At 33.4% G+C, this 21,950-nt stretch carries 18 protein-coding genes; 6 read left to right on the top strand and 12 right to left on the bottom strand.

The genetic code is table 11. The features are described from left to right. Positions 1–4: 4 nt before the first annotated feature. Together ACXHHC_RS06240 and ACXHHC_RS06245 are read left to right on the top strand one after the other, a co-directional pair. The gene (locus ACXHHC_RS06240; protein ID WP_458228776.1) at positions 5–946 is read left to right on the top strand and encodes an alpha-E domain-containing protein; all 942 of its coding nucleotides are present in this window, start codon (positions 5–7) and stop codon (positions 944–946) included. A gap of 313 nt (positions 947–1,259) precedes the next feature. Beyond that, positions 1,260–1,688, top strand: a complete 429-nt coding sequence (locus ACXHHC_RS06245) for an FKBP-type peptidyl-prolyl cis-trans isomerase (protein WP_458229233.1) — start codon at positions 1,260–1,262, stop codon at positions 1,686–1,688. Positions 1,689–1,931: 243 nt separating this feature from the next. Here ACXHHC_RS06245 and uvrB read toward each other — a convergent pair whose 3' ends face one another. Continuing rightward, positions 1,932–3,917 carry an excinuclease ABC subunit UvrB gene (uvrB, locus tag ACXHHC_RS06250; RefSeq protein ID WP_458228777.1) on the bottom strand — a complete coding sequence of 662 codons (1,986 nt, stop codon included), beginning with the start codon at positions 3,915–3,917 and terminating at the stop codon, positions 1,932–1,934. A 725-nt stretch (positions 3,918–4,642) separates the two neighbouring features. Here uvrB and ACXHHC_RS06255 point away from each other — a divergent pair. Next, a complete protein-coding gene (locus ACXHHC_RS06255) occupies positions 4,643–6,376 on the top strand; it encodes an alpha-L-rhamnosidase-related protein (RefSeq protein WP_458228778.1) in 1,734 nt (577 codons plus the stop codon). Between the two features lie 94 nt (positions 6,377–6,470). Here ACXHHC_RS06255 and ACXHHC_RS06260 read toward each other — a convergent pair whose 3' ends face one another. Beyond that, entirely contained in the window at positions 6,471–8,147 is a 1,677-nt protein-coding gene (locus tag ACXHHC_RS06260; RefSeq protein ID WP_458228779.1) for an alkaline phosphatase D family protein, read from the bottom strand. A 369-nt stretch (positions 8,148–8,516) separates the two neighbouring features. Here ACXHHC_RS06260 and ACXHHC_RS06265 point away from each other — a divergent pair, with 369 nt between their 5' ends. The 3 genes from ACXHHC_RS06265 to ACXHHC_RS06275 all read left to right on the top strand — a co-directional run bounded on the left by ACXHHC_RS06265 (position 8,517) and on the right by ACXHHC_RS06275 (position 12,887). Next, positions 8,517–11,228, top strand: coding sequence for a TonB-dependent receptor (locus ACXHHC_RS06265; RefSeq protein ID WP_458228780.1), 2,712 nt, complete (start codon positions 8,517–8,519; stop codon positions 11,226–11,228). Between the two features lie 65 nt (positions 11,229–11,293). After that, on the top strand, positions 11,294–12,328 hold the full coding sequence (locus ACXHHC_RS06270) for a phytase (RefSeq protein WP_458228781.1): 1,035 nt from the start codon (positions 11,294–11,296) through the stop codon (positions 12,326–12,328). An 82-nt stretch (positions 12,329–12,410) separates the two neighbouring features. Then, the gene (locus ACXHHC_RS06275; RefSeq protein WP_458228782.1) at positions 12,411–12,887 is read left to right on the top strand and encodes a GyrI-like domain-containing protein; all 477 of its coding nucleotides are present in this window, start codon (positions 12,411–12,413) and stop codon (positions 12,885–12,887) included. Here ACXHHC_RS06275 and ACXHHC_RS06280 read toward each other — a convergent pair. From ACXHHC_RS06280 to ACXHHC_RS06325, 10 genes are all read right to left on the bottom strand, one after another. Next, the gene (locus tag ACXHHC_RS06280) at positions 12,884–13,462 is read right to left on the bottom strand and encodes a pseudouridine synthase (RefSeq protein WP_458228783.1); all 579 of its coding nucleotides are present in this window, start codon (positions 13,460–13,462) and stop codon (positions 12,884–12,886) included. The two genes, ACXHHC_RS06275 and ACXHHC_RS06280, sit on opposite strands and share 4 nt — an antisense overlap. Positions 13,463–13,509: 47 nt before the next feature. Then, positions 13,510–13,815, bottom strand: a complete 306-nt coding sequence (locus tag ACXHHC_RS06285) for a hypothetical protein (protein WP_458228784.1) — start codon at positions 13,813–13,815, stop codon at positions 13,510–13,512. A gap of 233 nt (positions 13,816–14,048) precedes the next feature. After that, entirely contained in the window at positions 14,049–14,633 is a 585-nt protein-coding gene (locus tag ACXHHC_RS06290; RefSeq protein WP_458228785.1) for a Crp/Fnr family transcriptional regulator, read from the bottom strand. Positions 14,634–14,660: 27 nt separating this feature from the next. Next, positions 14,661–15,002, bottom strand: coding sequence for an arsenate reductase (glutaredoxin) (gene arsC, locus ACXHHC_RS06295; protein WP_458228786.1), 342 nt, complete (start codon positions 15,000–15,002; stop codon positions 14,661–14,663). An 18-nt stretch (positions 15,003–15,020) separates the two neighbouring features. Continuing rightward, positions 15,021–16,127: a peptide chain release factor 2 gene (prfB, locus tag ACXHHC_RS06300; RefSeq protein WP_458228787.1), complete on the bottom strand. Its 1,107-nt coding sequence runs from the start codon at positions 16,125–16,127 to the stop codon at positions 15,021–15,023. An 83-nt stretch (positions 16,128–16,210) separates the two neighbouring features. After that, positions 16,211–18,343 carry a peptidylprolyl isomerase gene (locus tag ACXHHC_RS06305; RefSeq protein WP_458228788.1) on the bottom strand — a complete coding sequence of 711 codons (2,133 nt, stop codon included), beginning with the start codon at positions 18,341–18,343 and terminating at the stop codon, positions 16,211–16,213. 85 nt (positions 18,344–18,428) lie between these two features. Continuing rightward, complete coding sequence (locus ACXHHC_RS06310) at positions 18,429–19,685, bottom strand: hemolysin family protein (RefSeq protein ID WP_458228789.1); 1,257 nt, start codon at positions 19,683–19,685, stop codon at positions 18,429–18,431. Positions 19,686–19,690: 5 nt separating this feature from the next. Then, a complete protein-coding gene (locus ACXHHC_RS06315) occupies positions 19,691–19,876 on the bottom strand; it encodes a hypothetical protein (protein ID WP_458228790.1) in 186 nt (61 codons plus the stop codon). Then, complete coding sequence (gene lptC, locus ACXHHC_RS06320) at positions 19,869–20,462, bottom strand: LPS export ABC transporter periplasmic protein LptC (protein WP_458228791.1); 594 nt, start codon at positions 20,460–20,462, stop codon at positions 19,869–19,871. Before lptC ends, ACXHHC_RS06315 begins: the two co-directional genes overlap by 8 nt. Positions 20,463–20,593: 131 nt before the next feature. Then, on the bottom strand, positions 20,594–21,946 hold the full coding sequence (locus ACXHHC_RS06325) for a hypothetical protein (protein ID WP_458228792.1): 1,353 nt from the start codon (positions 21,944–21,946) through the stop codon (positions 20,594–20,596). Positions 21,947–21,950: the final 4 nt, after the last annotated feature.

The raw sequence follows: 21,950 nt of genomic DNA on the forward strand, positions 1-21,950 counted from the left end.
GGATATGCTAGCAAGAGTTGCCAATAATTTATTTTGGATGGGAAGGTACTTGGAAAGAACCGAGCACATTGCCCGTTTTATGAATGTAAACTATTTTTCATCGTTAGATGCACCCAGTGAGATTTCCCAATCTAGACAGTTTGTTTTAAAATCGTTACTGTTTATGGTGAATGGAGAAATTATTGATGATGCTGAAACCATAGACGAAAAACAGATTTTATTTGATGTAGGTTTAAATACCGAAAAGGATTTTTCTATTCTAAACTGCTTTAAAGCTGCTAGAGAAAACGCAAGTGGTTCTAGAGACCTGCTTTCTTCTGAATTGTTTGAAGCCATTAATGAACTGCATCATTACATCGTAAATTATCCTAAAAGCCGATTTATCTCTAACGGTTTGGATGAATTTACCACAAAAGTAACCAGAAGTATTGTCTTACTGCGTGGTAAAATTATAGAAACCATGATTCATGATGAAGCCTTTGCGATTATTTGCTTGGGTATGAATTTAGAAAGAGCTGCTCAGGTAATTAGAATTATTAATACTAAATACATAGATGCAGAATCTTCTAAAACAGATTTACACGATACGTTTAATAATAGTTACGAATGGACTACTTTGTTAAAATGTATTCAGTCTTTCGACATGATGAAGCGTACCTATAAAAAAACACCTACAGGTGTAGATACTTTGGATTTTTTAATCTTAAACCCATCTTGTCCAAGATCTGTAATTAGTAGTTTAAACAGTGCCGCTAAATACATAAAAATACTAACTGGAAATGCAGAACCAGACAGTACTGCTTTCTTAATTAATAAAATAAGATGCCAATATAGCTATACCTCTATTCATGAAATAGAAGGTCGTTTTGCTGAGTTTATTGAAGAAATTATAGATAAGATTATAGCAGTTAGTAGCTGTATAGAAGAAGAATTTTTTAGCTATTAAGTCCTTATTAGCTATACTTTGTGGACTTGGTTGGATTGTTTATGTGGGTAGTGAATAGTTCAACCTTGTGTCCACGTTTTTTATAATTTAAACTATTTACCGTTAGCACTAATACGGAAAACAGAATGGGAATACTTGATTTTATATTTGGGAAAACCATTAAAATAAAAAACAAATTTTTTGAGTCCCTCATTTAAGTTGCAAATACCTAATTTTTCATAAAAATACTCCATCCAAACACAAAGAATGTTCTTTGTATTTGGCAGAACGACCAAAGAACTGTTACTTAGCCGACTTATAATTTATAATAGCTATTATGACAGCAAAAGCAAACGACACAGTAAAAATCCACTATAAAGGGACGTTGAGCAATGGAGAAGTATTCGATACATCGGAAGGAAAAGAGCCTTTAGAGTTTACTTTAGGTACAGGTCAGGTAATTCCAGGTTTTGAAAACGCTGTATTAGGAATGCAGACAGAAGAATCTAAAACCATTAACATTCCTGCCGCAGAAGCTTACGGAGAACCTAAACCAGAATTAACACAAAAAGTTCCAAAGGATCAATTACCACAAGAAATTGAGCCACAGGTTGGAATGCAATTAATGTCTCAAGCACCAGACGGACAACAAATTCCTTTGGTTATTACAGAAGTAGAAGAAGAAACCATTACTGTAGATGCAAACCACCCATTGGCTGGTAGAGATTTAACTTTTGAGATTACATTGGTAAGTCTGAATTAAGACTCTGGTTTCTAACCACAATACCCTATAGCTCCAACAGGTTTTGCAATTTGTAAAACTTATTGGAGTTTTTTCATATCAACTAGGATGATCACCTGTTTAATTTCTTCTATTGTTTAGGGTGTTCAATTTCTATGACCGTATCTCTTCTAAAAATTTAGAGACGTTCAATAACCGAATCTCGATACTTCTGCTTAGCTAAGTACACGCTGCTAGAGGTCCGAAAACCAACAACCAACTAAATTACAACTTCCCTTTTAACGCTTTTATTTCATCACGTAATTTGGCAGCCGTCATAAAGTCTAATTCTTTTGCTGCTTTTTCCATAGCACGTTGTTTTTCTCTAATTCTATCTTCTATAACAGGTTTAGACAAGTAATCTAAATCTTCTTCAGCAGCTAAATTTTGTTGAATTTCGTCGTAATTCGTTCCTGCATTTGCGGTTAAATCGTTTCCAAAATCTTTCTTAATCTGCGTAGGTGTAATACCATGTTCTGTATTATAGGCAATTTGCTTTTCACGTCTTCTAGAGGTTTCGTCTATGGTAAGCTGCATACTTTTGGTAATTTTATCGCCATACATAATAGCCATTCCGTTTACGTTCCTTGCGGCTCTACCTACCGTTTGGGTTAAAGATCGGTGCGATCGTAAGAAACCTTCTTTGTCTGCATCTATAATAGCCACCAAAGAAACTTCTGGTAAATCCAACCCTTCACGCAATAGGTTTACACCAATCAACACATCAAACAATCCTTTACGTAAATCTTGCATAATTTCTACACGCTCTAGGGTGTCTACATCGGAATGCACATAACGACAGCGTACCTGAATTCTGGTTAAATATTTAGCCAGTTCTTCTGCCATTCTCTTGGTCAATGTGGTGACCAAAATACGCTCGTCTACCTCTATTCTTTTATGAATTTCTTCTACCAAATCGTCTATCTGATTCTTACTTGGACGAACTTCTATTACAGGGTCTAACAAACCTGTTGGACGTATTACCTGCTCTACTACCACTCCATCAGATTTTTCTAGTTCGTAGTCTGCAGGGGTTGCTGTTACATAAATCACCTGATTCTGTAAGGCCTCAAACTCCTCAAACTTTAAAGGGCGATTGTCCATAGCTGCAGGCAAACGAAAACCAAATTCCACCAAGTTTTCTTTTCTAGAACGGTCTCCTCCATACATGGCATGCGTTTGCGGTACGGTTACATGACTCTCATCAATTACCATTAAAAAATCATCCGGAAAAAAGTCTAACAAACAGAAGGGCCTAGTTCCAGGATCTCGTCCGTCTAAATAACGAGAATAATTTTCTATTCCACTACAATACCCCAACTCTCGAATCATTTCCAAATCGAATTCAGTACGTTCCTTTAAACGTTTTGCTTCTAAAGGCTTTCCTATTTCAATAAAATAATCGTACTGCTTCATTAAATCATCTTGTATTTGATGAATGGCACCTTGTAAAACATCGGGAGAGGTTACAAACAAATTTGCTGGATAAATATCCAAGGTATCAAAACGCTCTACAACCGTTTTATTTTCTAAATCATACGATTCTATTTCCTCTATCTCGTCTCCAAAAAAATGAATTCTATAGGCATACTCACCATAGGAAGGAAATACGGTTACAGTATCTCCTTTTACCTTAAAGTTTCCGCTTTTCATTTCCTCTTCTGTTCGCGAATACAAACTTTGCACCAATTGATGCAAAAATTTGGTTCTACTAAGAGTTTGGTCTACCTCTATTCTAATTACATTGTTTTTAAACTCTTGCGGATTTCCCATACCATACAAACAAGACACAGAAGCTACTACCAATACATCTCTACGTCCCGACAACAAAGCCGATGAAGTACTTAAACGCAAACGCTCAATTTCTTCGTTTATAGACAAATCTTTTTCAATGTACACTCCTGTTGTAGGAATGTAAGCTTCGGGTTGGTAATAATCGTAATAAGACACAAAATACTCCACCGAGTTTTCTGGAAAAAAGTTTTTAAACTCTGAATACAACTGAGCGGCCAACGTTTTGTTATGTGCCAACACCAACGTAGGCTTGTTTACCTCTTGCACTACATTGGCAACCGTAAAGGTTTTACCAGAACCCGTTACCCCTAAAAGTGTTTGGTACTTTTCTCCTTGGTCTACTCCATTAGACAATTCTTTAATTGCTTGTGGCTGATCTCCTGTGGGAGTGTATTTAGATACGACTTTAAAATCCATAGTGTAAAATTAGGAATTGTTTTTTTGCCTACTCCTTTTTTAGAGAGATAAAGTCTTGTTTGTATTAAGGATTTAGAAACTTGGGCTAAGAAGTTAGAAATATGAACTTAAAAACTCAGAATATGTCTTTATTGGTGAAGTAATTGAAATAAAAAATTCTTTCTTTAAAATTAAAGTAATTGAAACTTTTAAAGGAAACTTACTATCTAAAAGTATAATAAGAGGTCAAAACACGAATAATTGTCAATATTCGATTTATGAAAAAGGAAAGTGGATCATTTATGGAAATATTGAAAATCAGTTATTAAAAATAAGCGAATGTGGTGTTAGTAGAAAATTAGAGAGTGTTCGTTTCGATCCTCCACCTCCATCAGATGATTCTTTAAATGAGAAATTAACAAAAATGGAAAAGAAAAAAATTGAGGCAGAAATAAAACAAAAATGTATTAACAATGCTCAAAAAAGATTGAAAAAAGAAATTCAAAATTTGAGAAAAATAAAGGTTTAAAAAAGCTAAAAGCAATACAATGATCGCCTCTTGAAGTTCTACCCTCCTTTTATTCACCAATAACTAAATACTATAAATGTGGCTTTGCCACTAAGCACTAGTTTATTAATTTTAAAGCCGTTTAATTTTGGTGGTTAAAATTCTGTTCCTTTTTAAGTAGTTATTTCAACACCATACAGACTCATTTTAATACATACAACTTGAGAATACGCTTAGCATGAAAAAAAGTTTTTTATCGTTATTAATCGTTTGTTTTTCTATCAATTTCAATTGTAGTTATGCACAAACAACAACAAGGGAGAATTCTTATAAAATAGAACGCAACTATATTACTCCTAAACGAATTGTCTGGCAATCTGGGATTATTAAAAACGCAAATCAGCTTCTTAAAGAAGGAAGGCACCAAGCAACAACTATCAATAAAAATGTAGTTCATTTTAAAAATGATGGAGGTACTAGTGCAATCTTATTAGACTTTGGAAAAGAATTGCATGGAGGACTAGAAATTATTACTGGAATGTTTAAGGGTCATAGTCCAATTAATGTTCGCATCCGTTTTGGTGAATCTGTATCAGAAGCAATGTCTAACTTAGGTGAAGATGGAGCAACGAACGACCATTCGGTAAGAGACATGAAACTACAAGTTCCTTGGTGTGGTAAAATAGAAGTAGGAAACACAGGATTTAGATTTGTACGAATAGATGTACTGGACAAAGAAAGAGTTTTGTTATTAAAAGAGGTAAGTGCTATTTCTGTTATGCGAGACATTCCTTACTTAGGCTCCTTTAAATCAAATGACGAAAGACTTAATAAAATTTGGGAAATAGGAGCATATACAGTTCACCTAAATATGCAAGAGTATTTATGGGATGGTATTAAACGTGACCGTTTGGTATGGGTTGGAGATATGCACCCCGAAGTAATGACAATTCTTGCTGCCTTTGGAAAAAATGAAGTCGTAACAAAATCTTTAGATTTAATGGAAGACATCACTCCACTCCCTGGCTGGATGAATGGTAAATTTAGCTCTTATTCTATGTGGTGGCTACTTATTCAACATCAATGGTACATGAATACAGGAGATATTAATTATCTGCAAAAACATAAAGGATACATCTATGGTTTATTGGCATTATTAGAAGAAAATATTGATGCCAACGGAAAAGAAAACTTTAAAGGAGAGTGTTTCTTAGATTGGCCTACCCGTAGTAATCAAACAGAAGTAAGAAAAGGAATGCAAGCCTTACTTGCAATGTCTTTTGATGCTGGACAAGATATAGCCAAAGCATTTGATGATAAAGATAAAGCGAAACACTATAAAATGGTTTCTAAAAAATTAAAAAGCTACAAGCACGAATTCCCAACAAGAAAATCACCTGGAGCATTGTTAAGCATGGCAGGTATCTTAAACCCAAAAAAGGTAAATAAGCAATTGCTTGTAAAAAATGGAGCAAAAGATATTTCTACATTTTATGGTTACTATGTACTAAATGCAATGGCTCTAGGAGGAAATCATCAAGAAGCAATAGATTTAATAAGAGAATATTGGGGAGCAATGATAGACTTAGGTGCTACCTCTTTTTGGGAGGATTTTGACATTGACTGGATTAAAAATGCTGGACGTATTGATGAAATTGTACCTGATGGAAAAATTGACGTTCATAGAACCTATGGAAAATATTGCTATGTAGGGCTTAGACATAGTTTTTGTCACGGATGGGCATCTGGCCCAACTGCATGGCTGTCTCAATATGTACTTGGAGTCCAAATAATGGCTCCAGGGTGTAAAATAATAAAAATAGAACCGCACTTAGGAGACCTAACTTATGTGGAAGGAACATATCCTACTCCATATGGTATTGTTTCTATTAAACACACAAAAGATGCCAACGGAAAAATAACATCCGAAATAAAGGCTCCTAAAGAAATCGAGATTATAAAAGTAAATTAGTCTATAAAAACACAAAACAAAGAGCCCTTTAATTAAAAAGGGCTCTTTGTTTTTACACCTATGTACCACTCTATGGATACAAAGCTTGCTTTTATTACGAAAAAGTAATGCTATGTTCTGTTTCTGTACTATAATCACTTTCTACAACTGTATCTACATAGATCCATTCTGCTTTTACATCTGCTGGGGTAAAAGTAGTTAACACAAAACCTCTTTTAGAAGCATTAAAATAATTTAAATCGTCTATTAAAGTAGTTAAAGCAGTTTGAAAACCTGACACCGCTGCTAGATTTCCTCCTATAAAACTCTCAAAACCAGGAGAACTTACACTTGCCGTAGCGACTTCTACCCCTACAATGGTTCCATCTTCTTTGGTAAGCTTACTACTCCAACCATTATGAGTATCACCTGCTAAATTCACAATCTTTTTAGCACCCAATGAATTGTAAATTTCTTCTCTCTCTGCAGGGTATCCATCCCATGCATCCATGTTATAAGCCAACTGTCTGTCTTCAGATATTCTTGCTTTCTCTGCATTGGTTACCGTTGGATCTCTAGCCAAAACCCTAGCTTTTATTGTAACCAACTCGGTTAGTATTGTATTAAAATTAGGAGCTCCAAAAGAAGAAATAACCTCATCCGGTATGGTCATTCTAGACATTAATACCTGCTGACCAAACACTTGCCACTTAGCAGAAGCGTTAGTTAACTGATTCATTAACCATTTTTTTTGTTTGGTTCCTAAAAGAGTTCTAGACGAATCGTTTAATGCTGTTTTAAACGCAGTATTATCTACAAAATACCCAGTACTATCTAATTGTTTGTCTCTACCAATCACACGGGTATCTAGCATAATTAAATCTACTAAATTCCCTAAATTAAAAGCTCTGTAGATCAACTCCTCGTTCCCCAATTCTAACTGTGTAAACGGTAAAAACTCGCTATAGGCCTTTAATGCATTTTCTTTTCTAACTTGAAAACTTCCCTCGGTAGCTTCATCATGATTCTGAGCTCCATCCTTATATGTATCATTAGCTACCTCGTGGTCGTCCCATACACAAATAAAGGGCTTTTTTCTATGTGCCAATTGCAAGTCTTTATCAGACCTGTATTGTTTGTATCTTGTTCTATAATCTTCTAGGGTTAATATTTCGTGTGCTGGCTCGTGATCTCTTTCTAAAGCTGCTACATAGCCATAGCCTTTTGATCCATATTCGTAGAAATAATCTCCTAAGTGTACAATAATATCTGCTTCAGATTTTGCCATGGCATTGTATACATTAAACAAACCTGCCTGAAAGTTAGAACAAGAGCAAACAGCTAATTTTAACTGCGATGCATTTTCTGGTAATGTAATGGTTTCTCCTACAACCGATACTTGCTTGTCTTCTTTGTTGATAAATCTGTAAAATAACGCGATATCTTGTGGAAGTTCGGTTAATTCAATAGCAATAGTATTGTCTCTAGACACTTCTGTTTTTACGGCACCGCTCCTTACCATTTCTTTAAATTCAAAATCTGTAGCTACCTCCCAAAATATTTCTTTATCCGTTTCGGTATAGCGAGTCCAAATAATTACCTTAGAAGCTGTAGGGTCAAAACTAGCAACTCCCAAACTAAATTTAGAAGAAATAAAATTAATGGTATTTATAGCAGCTGTTTCAATATCATCATCGCTACAACTAATAAAATTTGGAGCCAATAACAATCCTCCTGTTGCCATTAAGCTATTCTGAATAAATTTTCTTCTACTTGTGTTTAATTTTTCCATTTTTAGTTTGTTTTATTACCTACAATATTGAAACTCTAAAAGAAATTTGAAGTTAGCAGAACCTTATTTAATGATTATACTAAGCACCAGAATGTTAAGTAATTATATCTAAATAAACTATTGTTTAACAAACCTATCTAAAGTTACAAAATGTACCCTCTAAAAAAGAATATGCTAAAAACACTTTTGCTACTTGCTTCTAATTTTCCCCACACTTTAAATAAACCTTTTTTTAACAGTAAACTTTTATCTAACTTATTCTTAACAGTTTAAACACTATTTTTTGATTGTTTCATTACACCTCTCTAACATTAACGTTTGTTTATAGCTATAAGTTTGGCTCGCATAAAACTTTAAAAAAACTAAACAATGCGTAAAATCTATTTAACGAGTATCTTTATGCTTATCTCTTTGGTAAGTTTTGCTCAAAAAGGAATTATTAGAGGTAAAGTAACAGATCAGGACAATCTGCCTTTACCTGGGGCTATCATTTCTATTGATGCTAAAAAAACAATGACTGACTTTAACGGTAACTACGTTATTTTAAGTCTTGAAAACGGAAAACATACCTTAGGAACTTCTTACATGGGATATAAATCTCAAACAACAGAAGTAACATTAGACAATAAAGCAGTAGTTGTAAACTTTGTTTTAAAATCTGATGTAAACAGCCTGAATGAAGTTGTAATTAAAGGTAGTATTGGTAGCGGACAAGCCAAAGCCTTAAACAAACAAAAAAACAATATAAACGTTACTAATGTTATTGCTGCTGACCAAGTTGGTAAATTTCCTGACTCTAACATTGGAGATGCTATAAAGCGTATTCCTGGTATTGCTGTTCAAAACGACCAAGGAGAAGCAAGAAACATTATCGTAAGAGGTTTAGCTACACAATTAAACTCTGTTACTATTAACGGACAAAGAATTCCTTCTGCAGAAGCTGAAAACAGAAACGTTCAGTTAGACTTAATTCCATCTGACATGGTACAAGCTGTAGAAGTAAACAAGGTATTAACTCCCGATATGGAAGGAGATGCAATTGGAGGTTCTGTTAACTTAGTAACTCGTACAGCAATTGGAAAAAGAATTACTGCTACTATCGGATATGGTCAATCTCCTATTAGAGAAACTCCTATTTATAATGCTGCTTTGGTTATTTCTGACCGTTTCTTTAATAATAAATTGGGAGCTGTAGTTACTGCATCTATTCAAAGAAACGAATTTGGTTCTGACAACATTGAGTTTGAATGGGACAACAGTGACTTAAATGGAAACTTTATTGCTGAGCACGATATTAGACGTTACGACTTAACAAGACAAAGAGAAAGTGTAGCTTTAAACTTAGATTATAAATTTAACGATAAAAACAAAGTATACTTTAACGGAGTTTATAACACTAGAAACGACTGGGAAAACAGATATAGGTTACGTTTTAAAAATGATGAAACAGACAATGCTGGTATTTTTGAAACAGAAGTAAGAAGACAAACTAAAGGAGGATTAAACAAAGATTCTCGTTTAGAGAAACAACAGATTCAGAGTTATGCTTTAAATGGAGAACACATTTTTAACCACGATATTAAATTAGACTGGAAAGCTAGTTACTCTAAAGCATCGGAAGAAAGACCAGATGAAAGATACATTTCTTACAGACAAAAAGATTTAGAGTTTAGACAAAACTTAAACAACACCAAAGTCCCTTATATGGTTCCTGCAAATGGAGACTACAATGACTTCTCTAAATTTGAGTTAAGAGAAATTACTGATGAAAATCAATACACGGCAGAAGAAAATTACAATTTTAAAGCTGATTTATTATATCCTGTTTTAGATAACCTAACATTAAAAGCAGGTTACCAGTACCAGTTAAAAGACAAGCTAAGAAACAATGACTTTGCCGAATACGAACCAACTTCTGACTTGACAAATGTTCCATTTACTGACAAAACTTTAAATGATTTTGGACCAGGTTCTAGATATGCTTCTGGAAACTTTGTTACTGAGGAATATTTAACTTCTTTAGACCTACAAAACAGTACTTTATTTGATAAATCTGATCTTGAGGATGAGTATTTACCAGGAAATTACAACGCAGAAGAAAATGTTAATTCTTTTTACGGAATGGCAACTTTGGAGGTAGATGAGAACTTTACCATTTTAGGAGGTTTAAGAGTAGAAAAAACAAGTATTGATTATTCTGGTTACAGATTTGATTCTGAAGGAAATGCTGCTACTGTTAGATTAAACGACTCTCAAGACTACACAAATTGGTTACCTAACTTACAGTTTAAATACAACGTTAACAATACTGTTGTTAGATTAGCGTACTCTAACTCTATAGCTCGTCCTAATTACTATGATTTAGTACCTTATCAATACTTAAATTCTGATGATTTTGAATTTGAAGAAGGAAATCCAAACTTAGAACCTACAAAGTCTATGAACTTCGACTTAATGATGGAACAATACTTCTCTTCTGTAGGTATCTTCTCTGTTGGTTTCTTCCACAAAACATTAAACAACTTTATCTTTACTTACAGAGAAGATGGATATATTGATGCTGGTTTCCCTGGTGAAACTTTTGAATATTCTCAATCTAGAAACGGAGATAAAGCAACTATATATGGTATCGAAGCTTCTTTACAAACGAAGTTAGGTTTCATCCATGAGAAGTTAAATAACTTTAACTTATACCTTAACTATACCAATACTAATTCTGATGCTACAGGTATTGAAGGAAGAGAAGATGAAAATTTAGACTTAGCAGGAGCAGTTAAGCACATGTTTAATTCTTCTTTAGCATATGAAACTAAAAAATTAACGCTAAGAGCTTCTTTAAACTACGCTGGAGATTATATTGATGAGTACGGAGGGGAATCTTTTGAAGACAGATACTACGACTCTCAAACTTTTGTAGACTTAAATGGTAACTACGAGATTGCAAAAGGATTAAGGATCTTTGCAGATGTAAAGAACTTAACCAACCAATCTTTAAGATACTACCAAGGATCTAAGAACTTTACCATGCAAAATGAGTACTACGGAATTATGTGGAATGTTGGAGTAAAATACAATTTCTAATTCAAAAATTTATTCTTTCATAAAGTGCCTATATTACTTAGGCACTTTATTATTTATACACCTTTATGAAACAGACTATTCTTTTCCCTATTCTTGCTTTGGTAATGTTCAGTGCCTGCTATAGACCTTTTAAACAAAAAGAACTAGTGTTCTCTGTACAAGCGGCTTTAGAGACCACACCTGTTGAAAGTACAGAAGATGCAGCAGATGATATTTGCATTTGGATACACCCAACAAACAGTGAAAAATCTACTATAATTGGGACAAATAAACAGCAAGGTCTTTGTGTATATAACTTACAAGGGGAATTAATGTACAATTACCCTATAGGTAGGGTAAACAATGTAGATATTAGAAATAACTTTCTACACAAAGGTAAAAACACGACTATTGTTACAGCCTCTAATAGAACCAACAATACCATTAGCATTCATAGCATAAACCCTAATGGTACATTACAGAACATAGCAAGTCAACCTATACAATCTAATTTACCTAAAATCTATGGGCTTTGTATGTACCAAAACAAAGAAACTACCTATGTATTTGTTTCTGGCAAACAAGGTGGAGTAGAAAAATGGAAATTGGTTGCTACACCTTATGGCGTTAAAGGCATTTTAGAAAACACCATTCAAATAGGTTCTATAACCGAAGGAATGGTTGCAGATGATGCCACAGCAACTATTTACATAGCAGAAGAAAACAAAGCACTCTGGAAATACAATGCCGAAAATTTAAATGCTCCACGTAAACTGGTTGCTAAAACTAGCGATCTTAATTTTAAGGATGACTTTGAAGGAGTTACTATTTATAAAAAAGATCAAAACTCGGGTTATATTATTCTGTCTTCTCAGGGAAACAACTCTTATGCTGTTTTTGATAGAGAAACAAACAAATACATTAAAAGCTTTGTAATTAAACACGGAAACATAGATGGTACTAACGATACAGACGGAATTGATGTGACTGCCGTAAACTTACCAAACTACCCTAAAGGAATTTTTATTGCTCAAGATGGAGCTAACACAGATGGAGACCTTCTCAAAAATCAAAACTTTAAAATTGTTGACTTTAGAGATATTTTAAAGGAGTTAGAGTAAACATTCATCTTTTTTTAAAACACAAAAAATCCGCTTTTTAAAAGTGGATTTTTTTTATGTTCGTACTACTTAAACTTTTTCCATGAAACCACAAATAGTCGCATTAGAAGAAAAGAAATTAATAGGAATGTCTTTAAAAATGAGCCTAGAAAACAATAAAACGGGCGTTCTTTGGAAAGATTTTTCTCCTAGAATAAAAGAAATAAGCAATGGTATTTCTTCTGATAAGTTTTCCCTACAACAATACGATGCTGAATATTTTTCAGCTTTTAATCCTAACAAGGAATTTGTAAAGTGGGCAGCAATAGAAGTAGAAAATTATGATTCGATTCCTAGTAATATGGAAACTCTTATCCTAAAAGCAGGATTATATGCTGTGTTTCACTACAAAGGCTACAGTCACGACTCTAGCTTCTTTCATTCTATTTATACCGAATGGCTACCCAAATCAGGATATGTTTTAGACCAACTACCTCATTTTGAAGTTTTAGGTACGAAATACAAAAACAACGATCCCAATTCTGAAGAAGAAATATGGATTCCTATCAAAAAAGCTTAATCCAACTGAAAACTATCCACCTCTAAAATTCCTCCATCTGGTACCTGACTTAGTTGCATTTCTCCAACTCTAACACGTACCAAACGTAGTACTGGTAAATCTACAATTGCACACATTTTTCTTACCTGTCTAAACTTACCTTCTGTTATGGTAATACTTAGCCAAGACGTAGGACCGTGCCTTTCGTCTCTTATTTTTTTTGAACGATGCGGTAATTTTTCCGGTTGAGCTATTAATTTTACCTTACAAGGCAAAGTATCATAATATTTTCCTTTCCCTAAACCAATGGTAACTCCCTTGCTTAAAACAGTTACATGTTCTCGATTCGCTATTCCATCCACTTGTACATAATATTCTTTTTCCACTTTCCTGGAACGCACCATCTCACTCACCTTTCCATCGGTAGTTAACAACAAGAGCCCTTCGCTAGGTTCATCCAAACGTCCTATGGCCATGGTTCCCTCTGGTACTTTATACAAGTCTCCTAAATACTTTTTTTTATGAGCCAATCTTTCGTTACTCACAAACTGAGACAAATAACCATAAGGCTTATGAATAAGGAAATGTTTCTGCATCTACTTTAATTAGCAATTAAAAAATTACGAATGACGAATGTATTGATTTATTTTAATGTCATAAACAAAGACTGCTTCAAATAATACATAGCCAATAAAAAAACAGGAACGAAAATTAAAATTGTTACTATATTTTTCTTCCTACGCTCTTGTTTTGCAATTTCTCTATTTCTAGTATTAATCTTTTCTAACTCTTCCTTGGAAACTTTTTTAAAATTAAGTTCAGTATCCGAAAATCCACCTTGTAAACTCCTATATCTATCCTTAGACTCTTTTCTTTCTGCTCTTCTAGATTTAAGTTCTTTTATTCTGTTGACCATATCCTGCATATGGCCAGCTCCTCCTCCCATCATAATGATATCTTTTTATATTCAATTTACAACAGAAATAGTTTATTTACTAATGTGTTAATTCACAGTCTACCTGTTCCTTAGGTTAAGAAAACATTGGCAACAAAAAAGCGATTTTACTAAAAAGTAAAATCGCTGTAAAATAATTTAAGAGGTAGTAACTAATTGTTATCAAAAGATTCAATAGACAAATTTACCTCTTATTATTCTTAAAAAAATTGACATATAATAATAAATCAACCTTGTGTAATCTCTTTTCTAATCCTACTAAGGGTTTCTGTAGTAACTCCTAAATAGGATGCAATGTGATAATTCTTTACATTTTCTACAATTCCTGGATAACGCTGTACAAAATCTAAATAACGTTCTTGCGTATTTTGCGTGTTTGCAGACAGAATTCTTCGTTGGAAATTTGCATAGGCTTTTTCTAATTTCTCTCTAAAAAAAGTTTCTACCAACGGTACCTCTTTGTACAGTGCCTTTAAATCTGTTCTAGAAATCCTGTAAACCGACGAATCTTGTAAGCACTCAATGGTAATTGTAGAGTTCTCTGTATAAAAGAATGCTGTATAATCACTCATCCACCAATCATTTATTGCAAACTGTACAGTATGTTCTTTTCCATCGCTCTTTAAAAAAAAAGCTCTTAAACAGCCTATATCCACAAAATATTGATCGTAAACGACCTCTCCAACATTTAAAATAACATCGCCTTTATTATAATATTCTTTATGAAACTTAGATTCAATAATAGCTATTTCAGCCTGAGAAAAGGTGAAAGATTTAAAAATTTTAAATGCTATTGAATCTGTTATTTGCATACCTATAATTTACAAAAAATAAAAGAATTATAAAACTTCTTCTATTTTTTCGGTAGGTCTTGCCACCACTCCTTTTCCATCTTTTAGAACAATTGGTCGTTCTATTAATTTAGGATTATCTACCATGGCCTGAATTACTTCATCTCCAGACAATTCTTTTCCTTTATAGGTGGTTTTCCATATGGCTTCATTTTTTCTAACCAACTCAATAGGTTCAATTCCTAACTGACCAACAATCTCTTTTAATTCACCAAAAGACAAAGTATCATTTAAATATTTAACAACCTCAAACTCTACCTTTTTGTCTTCCAAATAAGCTACTCCTAATCTACTTTTACTACATCTTGGATTGTGATATATTTTAATCATCCTAATATTCGTTTACTATTACAATTCGTTTTTATTTTCTTCTTGTCCAGACTTCATTAAAAATGACTTTAGAAAACCATCTATCTCTCCATTCATCACCGCATCCACATTGGCTGTTTCAAAGGCTGTACGTACATCCTTAACTAATTTATACGGATGCATTACATAATTACGGATTTGAGATCCAAAATCAATTTTCATCTTACTCGCCTCTATCTCTTCCCTAGCAGACATTTTCTTCTGTAGCTCCAATTCGTACAACTGAGACTTTAACAACTGCATGGCTTTGGTTTTATTATCTAGTTGAGAACGTGTTTCGGAATTCTCTATAATAATACCTGTAGGATGGTGACGTAAACGCACCGCTGTTTCCACCTTATTTACATTCTGACCTCCGGCACCACTAGCTCGCATGGTTTCAAAAGAATATTCAGAAGGATCTATTTTAATTTCTATAGAATCGTCCACCAAAGGATATACATACACAGAAGCAAAAGAAGTATGTCGTTTTGCATTGCTATCAAATGGAGAAATACGCACCAAACGATGCACTCCATTTTCACCTTTTAAGTACCCAAAAGCAAACGCTCCTTCAATCTCTACAGTCACCGTTTTAATACCAGCAACATCTCCGTCCTGCATATTAAGTTCCTTAATCTTATAGCCTTGTTTTTGAGCCCACATGGTGTACATTCTAAACAACATAGCTGCCCAATCGCAACTTTCTGTACCTCCAGCCCCAGCAGTAATCTGTAACACAGCACTCATTTCATCTCCTTCACTAGAAAGCATGTTCCTAAACTCAATATCCTCTAATAAAGTAACTGCTATAGTTTCTAACTCATTTACCTCTTCTTCTGTTGCTTCTCCTTCTTTATAAAAATCTAAAGTAACCCCTAAATCCTCAATCAATTCTTTAGACTTAGCATAATCCTCCACCCATTTTTTTAAAGCTCTTAGCGCTTTCATATGAGCTTCTGCTTTTTTAGGATCATTCCAAAAATCAGGTGCCAAAGACTGTTCTTCTTGATTGCTAATTTCAATCAACTTTTTATCAATCTCTAAATATTCTTTCAACCTAGCAACTCGGTCACTAAGCTTTTGTAGCTGTTCTTGATTTATCATAATTCACAAAGTTAAAAAAGGCAAGTCTGAGAACAAAAAAAGAGGCCTAAAGCCTCTCTTTTTGTTCAAATATTTTTTTTCTACTAGAACCTTTCTGCTCTATAGTCTTCTATTTCTACTCCTTCTTTTAAAGCATCTAACAACTGTCTTGCCACACCTCCTTGAACTGCTTTAGATGAGTTCTTTACATTGATAGCTTTATCGTCTGCAGTAGCTTTAACCACTTCTTTAGTAACAAAAGCAAATACTCCTTTGTCTCCTACAACATTTGTTACCAACGTATTTTCTTTGCTAGAAATTGCAGCTCCAATTACTTTTGGCTCTACTCCTATACCTGCAATTGTTGGTGCTCCTAATGTTGCATTGCTAAAACTAGTTACAGTTAATTTATTAGCACTTGCAATAGCATCTAATGAAGTTCCTTCCATTTTAGCTTTTAACAATGCTGCTTTTTTCTCTTTTACAAGAATTGGTTCTACTTGGCTAAATGCGTTCTTAGCAGACTTAAGACCTTTTTCTTGTAAATCATCCACAACTACAACAGCATATCCGTTTTCATCTAAATCAAAACGCTTGCTTGAGTTAATTCCAGTCTCTTTTTCAAAAGCCCATCTTACAATTTTTCTATTATCTCCTAAAGAACCAACATATACATCTAATTCTTTAATTCCGTTAATAGGACTTACTGTATAGTTTTTCTCTTTTGCTAACTTCTCTAAGTCTCCTCCGTCTCTTACTTCTTTAGCAAATGTTTCTGCATTTCTAAACACTATATTCTCAGTTTCTTCAGAAGCCTCAATCTTTTTAGAAATAGTAGCTAACTTGTAAGCTAAGTTAAAGTCTTTTTGATCTTGGATGTTAATTACATGGAAACCATAGTTAGTTCTAACAACTCCCATATCTCCTTTTGCATTTTCAAAACAGTAATCTCTAAATTCAGGAACCATTGCTCTGTATCCAAACCATCCTAAATCTCCTTTTTTAGCAGCCGAACCTTGATCTGCAGAATAGTTCTGTGCAAGTGTTCCAAATTGCTTTGGTGATTTTGTAACTACAGTTAATAAGCTATCTGCTAATTTTTGAGCATCTGCTAAAGATCTTCTAACAGTTGGTTGTGCACCTTGAGCTCCAGCAAAATTGATTAAAATATGACTTGCTTGAACTGAATCTGGTAACTTTTTTGTTCCAACTAATTTTGTAAGCTTGTAATACTTAGAAAACTTATAAGGACCAACTACTGCTCCTTCAGTTCCGTTTACAATAGCTTCTTTGATAACTGCTGGAATTTCATCTGCAGACTGATATCTATCTACCAATGGTAAATCTGTTTCTACTTCTTCTGCAAAAGCAGCAATGTCAGTAGCATTTTTCAATCCAGATTCTAATCTTAACTCAGCAACTGCCGTTTCATCTTCAATCATCTTAGTTAACTCAGCCTCAATAGCTTTTTCATCAGCTTCTGATGCTTCAAAAGGGAACTTTACAAACTTTAAGTTTCTTGTTGCTTCTGTTTCGTATTCTGCTGCATGATTTTTAACATATCCTGCAACTTCGTCTTCTGTTACTTTAACCGCTGTATTTTCTATAGAAGCATATGGTAAGTAAACAAAGTCTCCAGACACTTTTGTATTCTTTAATACATAGTCACTAGTAGCTTCTGCTTTAGAAACTCCAACTCCGTAGTTAATTAAATCATTGTATGTTTGAGTTAACAAGTTGTACTTGATATCTTTTTCAAAAGACAACCAACCTTGAATACGAGCTTGTCCTTCTTTAGATTTGTCTGCTTGTAAATCTGCAATGTAATTCTTTAAAGCTTCTTCACTAAACTGCCCATTAGCTCCTTTAAACTGTGGACTAGAAGTAATTTGTTGACTACTAATAATTGCTTGCCACAATTCTTCTTCACCAACTACTACACCAGCTTCTTTTAATTTGATCTCGTAGATTTTTTCTCTAACCATCTGATTCCAAACCATATTCTCTATAGTTAAACCACCATAATTAGATCTTGAATTAGACTTGTACAGCTCTACTCTTCTTGCAAACTCCTTGTAAGAAATTTCCTCACCATTCACTTTCCCGATTGCATCGGAATTCTTGCTACTTAAAAAATCGTAAATATCTTTTGGGCTAATCACAAAAGATAGCATTGCCAATCCAATTGCTGCGATTAAAAACCCAGAGCGATCTCTGATTTTTGATAATATTGCCATGTTCTACATCTATTTTTTTTGATTGTCCGCTAAAATACAATTTCAATTGAAATCCTAAAATAAAAAAACAAGAGTTTTAAAGAAATTACTTGTCTTGGTTCTTTTTATGGATCAGATTTACTTCCTCTATACGAGCATTCGCAACTTTTAAAATTTTCACTTTTAAATTTTCAATGCGAAATTCTTCACCTTCGTTAGGTATATCCTCTATATTTTCAATAATAAATCCCCCTAAGGTTTCGTAGGATTCGGACTTTGGAATTTTAAAGTCATACGTTTCATTTAAATAGTCTATTTCTAATCGTGCAGACATTCTATAAACTCCGTCTTCTATTTGCTCTTCTACCAAAGCAATCTTATCATGTTCGTCCTCTATTTCCCCAAAAAGTTCTTCTATAATATCTTCTATGGTAATAATTCCCGACGTTCCTCCATATTCATCTATAACCACAGCTACACTCTTTCGCTTCTTCATCATCACACTCAATACATCGTTAATCATCATAGATTCTGGAATGTATTCTACTGGTAATATGATCGATTTTATGGTCTTTGGATTTTTAAACATTTCGTAGGCATGTACATACCCTACAATATCATCTAAAGAGGTTTTGTAAATCATAATTTTAGAGAAACCTGTATCTACAAATAGCTCTTTTAATTTGGCTACCTTTTCATGTAGTTCTACTGCTTCAATATCTGTTCTAGGGACCATTATCTCCCTAGCTTTTACCGAATTAAAACTTAGCGCATTCTGAAAAATTTGAATTTCGGAGCTAATCGTCTGATCATCTCCATTCTCCATTTGCTTATCTATGTAATGCCCCAATTCTTCTTTGCTAAATTGTTGTTCTCCCTCTTCTTCTTTAGTTCCAAAAAGAATTCTTAATAACCAAGCAGAAATCCACTCTATTAAACTAGAAATTAAATAAAACAACCAATAAAAAAAGTAAGCAGGCACTGCTAAAAAACGTAAGGTCTCGTTTGCATAAACTCTAAAAATAGCTTTGGGTAAAAACTCAGCAGTTACAAGAATTAGTAAGGTGGAAATTAAAGTTTGAATTAAAAGTGACTCATTATAATCTGCCGGAAGTACCTCCATTAACTTTTTACCCATGTAGTAACTGTAAATTACCAATGCAATGTTATTACCCACTAACATGGTGGTAATAAACTTAGAAGAGCGCTCTGTTAACTTACTCAGTAATTTAGACCTATACCCCTCTTTCTTTTTCTCTAATGCAACCTGTAACTTATTAGACGACACGAATGCTATTTCTAAGCCAGAAAAGAAAGCTGAGAGTAAAACAGAAATTATTATAATCAGTATTTCGGGGTCCATTTAAACTATTTTTCGAATCTTTTATTCCTATATTTTCTTTTAAAGAAAAACATAAATATAGCCAATGCAGCCATTAGCATAGACATATAAGACTTCTCTCTTTCTGTGTTCCAATTTGTAAAAACCTCTACAATAAAAACAATCCCCACTATTAAATATGCCCAAGATAAAATTTGGCTAAACTTATTCATTCTCTTCTTGTTTTTCTTCGTTTTCTTCTAAAATTAAATCACCATTGGTTTCATTTAAAATCCAATTGTTAAAATTCTTTTCAGCCTCAAAACCTACTCCATGTATTGTATCATTTTCAGTATACATCGTAAAGGCAGATTCCGTAAAGTATACTTTCTCTTTATCATCAGAATACAGCTGGTTCGTTTTTAACACTCCTCCATTTGCATGGTTTATTACAACAACATTCCCTATTATTTCTGAAAATAAAGTTTCCTCAAACCTAATAGCATAATCTCCTGTTATTGTTGTAGAATCTCTTGTAATTCTATCTATGTTAACAATCTTTATTCCTTTAGGGAATTCTTGATATGGATTCAGTTCTTTATTCTTATAATCCCAGAGCAGCTTTCCGCTAAGTCTTGTTACTATCTTTCCTGAATCTTTTTTTACCAAATTTACATTCTCTGCTACTCCAATAGGTAAATTTTGATCTGCCAAGAAATCGTTAATTTCCTTTGTAGAATTCTTACAACTTAGCACCATAACAGCAATAATCATAAGGTGTAAGCAGTACTTTATCTTTTTTAATTTAATTCGATTCATTGTAATTCTGACTATAGCAAATATATAACTATATATTGTAATTCTGTTTATTATAAACCTAATGGTTTTAAAGCAAAAAAAAAGCCATTCCGAATATACGGAACAGCTTTTTATATTTTTTTACTTACAGATTAAGGTACTCTTACTGTTTCATTAATCCAACATTTAATAGTAAAACTATCTCCTGATTTGTAATCACTATTAAATACTAATTTTTTACTTGGCTTGTTTGCTTTGTAAGATCTTGCCAATTTAGAAGCATAAACCGCGATACTTGGATCTACTCTTCCTCCTTTTAAAGCATAGCTTTCAGCAACAACATACACCATTCTCTTTTCAAATTCATCTTTACCACACTTGTTAGCTCCTTTTTGGTAAGAAGTAGCAATTAATGTATAAGCTCTACCTAAGTTAGACTTGTATCTAATTGCTTTTTTAGCGTAAGATACAGCTTTTGCATATTGTCCTTTCTTTCTAAAGATATCAGCTACTTTGTATAAACTTCTTGCTTTCTTTTCTGGATCAGTCTCTAAAGAAATTGCTTTTTCAAAAGCTGCAAGTGCTTTGTTTGTTTCTCCTTTGTCCATTAAAATACCTGCATATAATACAGAAGCTTGTGGAGATGGAGCCACCTCTTGATATTGTCCTACCAATTTAACATACAAAGGGTCTTGCGTACATTCTTTCTTATACATACGGTTAATAGCTCTTTCTAACCATAACTTATCATTCTTATTCGCATCGTACTCTTGTGTGTACAAAGGAACTAAGTATAAACATGTAGAAATTTCTTCAATTTTTTGATCTAATAAACCTTCTACTTGTCCTAAAGCTTTAGAGTTTACAGTAGCCGCTTTTAACTTTCTTTTCTCTGATGACAATAAAGTCTGCCCTTCTTCTTCTTTAGTTTGTAAGTCTTTTACAACCGCTAAATACTTTTCTACTTTCTTGTTAATAGCTTCTATAGTGGTATCGTAAGTATTGAATACTTCTTTTAAGTTGTTGTCTTTGTTTCTTTCAACAACCATAGAGAAATAGTTAATTATAGAACCAACTCCTAATTTTGTAGGATCAATTTTAAAAGCTTCATCATAGTGCTCAAAAATTTCCTTACTATCTCCGTTTGTAGCTTTTAAGAAATCTGCGTAATCACTGTGAGCTTTTGCAGGATCTGCATTTGGGAAATACTCAAAACGCTTAGAAAACATTTTTTTCTCCAAAGCAATTAATTCTGCTTTTTTCTCTGGAGTAGCTGTCTTTAACATCTTGTTAATTAAGTTACCTCCGTATATGTAGATATTTGCAGTTAATTTTCCACAATTATCTAAACAGTAATCTAAATTCTTTAACGCTGATTCGTAATTTTTTGTTTTATAATCTGTTTTTAACATATTGTATCTTAAAGCACAGTCATCTTGTGCCTGTACGTTTAAGAACAAAACAGAAAATACAATTGTAAATAAAGTAGTTAATTTTGTTTTCATATTA

Source organism: Wenyingzhuangia sp. IMCC45574 (assembly GCF_054182685.1).

Bases quoted from the DNA above. Each gene is read 5' to 3' on its own strand.
- ACXHHC_RS06315 (WP_458228790.1), bottom strand. From the start codon at position 19,876: ATGAATAAGTTTAGCCAAATTTTATCTTGGGCATATTTAATAGTGGGG.
- lptC (WP_458228791.1), bottom strand. From the start codon at position 20,462: ATGAATCGAATTAAATTAAAAAAGATAAAGTACTGCTTACACCTTATG.
- ACXHHC_RS06310 (WP_458228789.1), bottom strand. From the start codon at position 19,685: ATGGACCCCGAAATACTGATTATAATAATTTCTGTTTTACTCTCAGCT.
- ACXHHC_RS06255 (WP_458228778.1), top strand. From the start codon at position 4,643: ATGAAAAAAAGTTTTTTATCGTTATTAATCGTTTGTTTTTCTATCAAT.
- prfB (WP_458228787.1), bottom strand. From the start codon at position 16,127: ATGATAAATCAAGAACAGCTACAAAAGCTTAGTGACCGAGTTGCTAGG.
- ACXHHC_RS06325 (WP_458228792.1), bottom strand. From the start codon at position 21,946: ATGAAAACAAAATTAACTACTTTATTTACAATTGTATTTTCTGTTTTG.
- ACXHHC_RS06260 (WP_458228779.1), bottom strand. From the start codon at position 8,147: ATGGAAAAATTAAACACAAGTAGAAGAAAATTTATTCAGAATAGCTTA.
- ACXHHC_RS06290 (WP_458228785.1), bottom strand. From the start codon at position 14,633: ATGCAAATAACAGATTCAATAGCATTTAAAATTTTTAAATCTTTCACC.
- ACXHHC_RS06305 (WP_458228788.1), bottom strand. From the start codon at position 18,343: ATGGCAATATTATCAAAAATCAGAGATCGCTCTGGGTTTTTAATCGCA.
- ACXHHC_RS06275 (WP_458228782.1), top strand. From the start codon at position 12,411: ATGAAACCACAAATAGTCGCATTAGAAGAAAAGAAATTAATAGGAATG.
- arsC (WP_458228786.1), bottom strand. From the start codon at position 15,002: ATGATTAAAATATATCACAATCCAAGATGTAGTAAAAGTAGATTAGGA.
- uvrB (WP_458228777.1), bottom strand. From the start codon at position 3,917: ATGGATTTTAAAGTCGTATCTAAATACACTCCCACAGGAGATCAGCCA.
- ACXHHC_RS06280 (WP_458228783.1), bottom strand. From the start codon at position 13,462: ATGCAGAAACATTTCCTTATTCATAAGCCTTATGGTTATTTGTCTCAG.
- ACXHHC_RS06285 (WP_458228784.1), bottom strand. From the start codon at position 13,815: ATGATGGGAGGAGGAGCTGGCCATATGCAGGATATGGTCAACAGAATA.
- ACXHHC_RS06240 (WP_458228776.1), top strand. From the start codon at position 5: ATGCTAGCAAGAGTTGCCAATAATTTATTTTGGATGGGAAGGTACTTG.
- ACXHHC_RS06265 (WP_458228780.1), top strand. From the start codon at position 8,517: ATGCGTAAAATCTATTTAACGAGTATCTTTATGCTTATCTCTTTGGTA.
- ACXHHC_RS06270 (WP_458228781.1), top strand. From the start codon at position 11,294: ATGAAACAGACTATTCTTTTCCCTATTCTTGCTTTGGTAATGTTCAGT.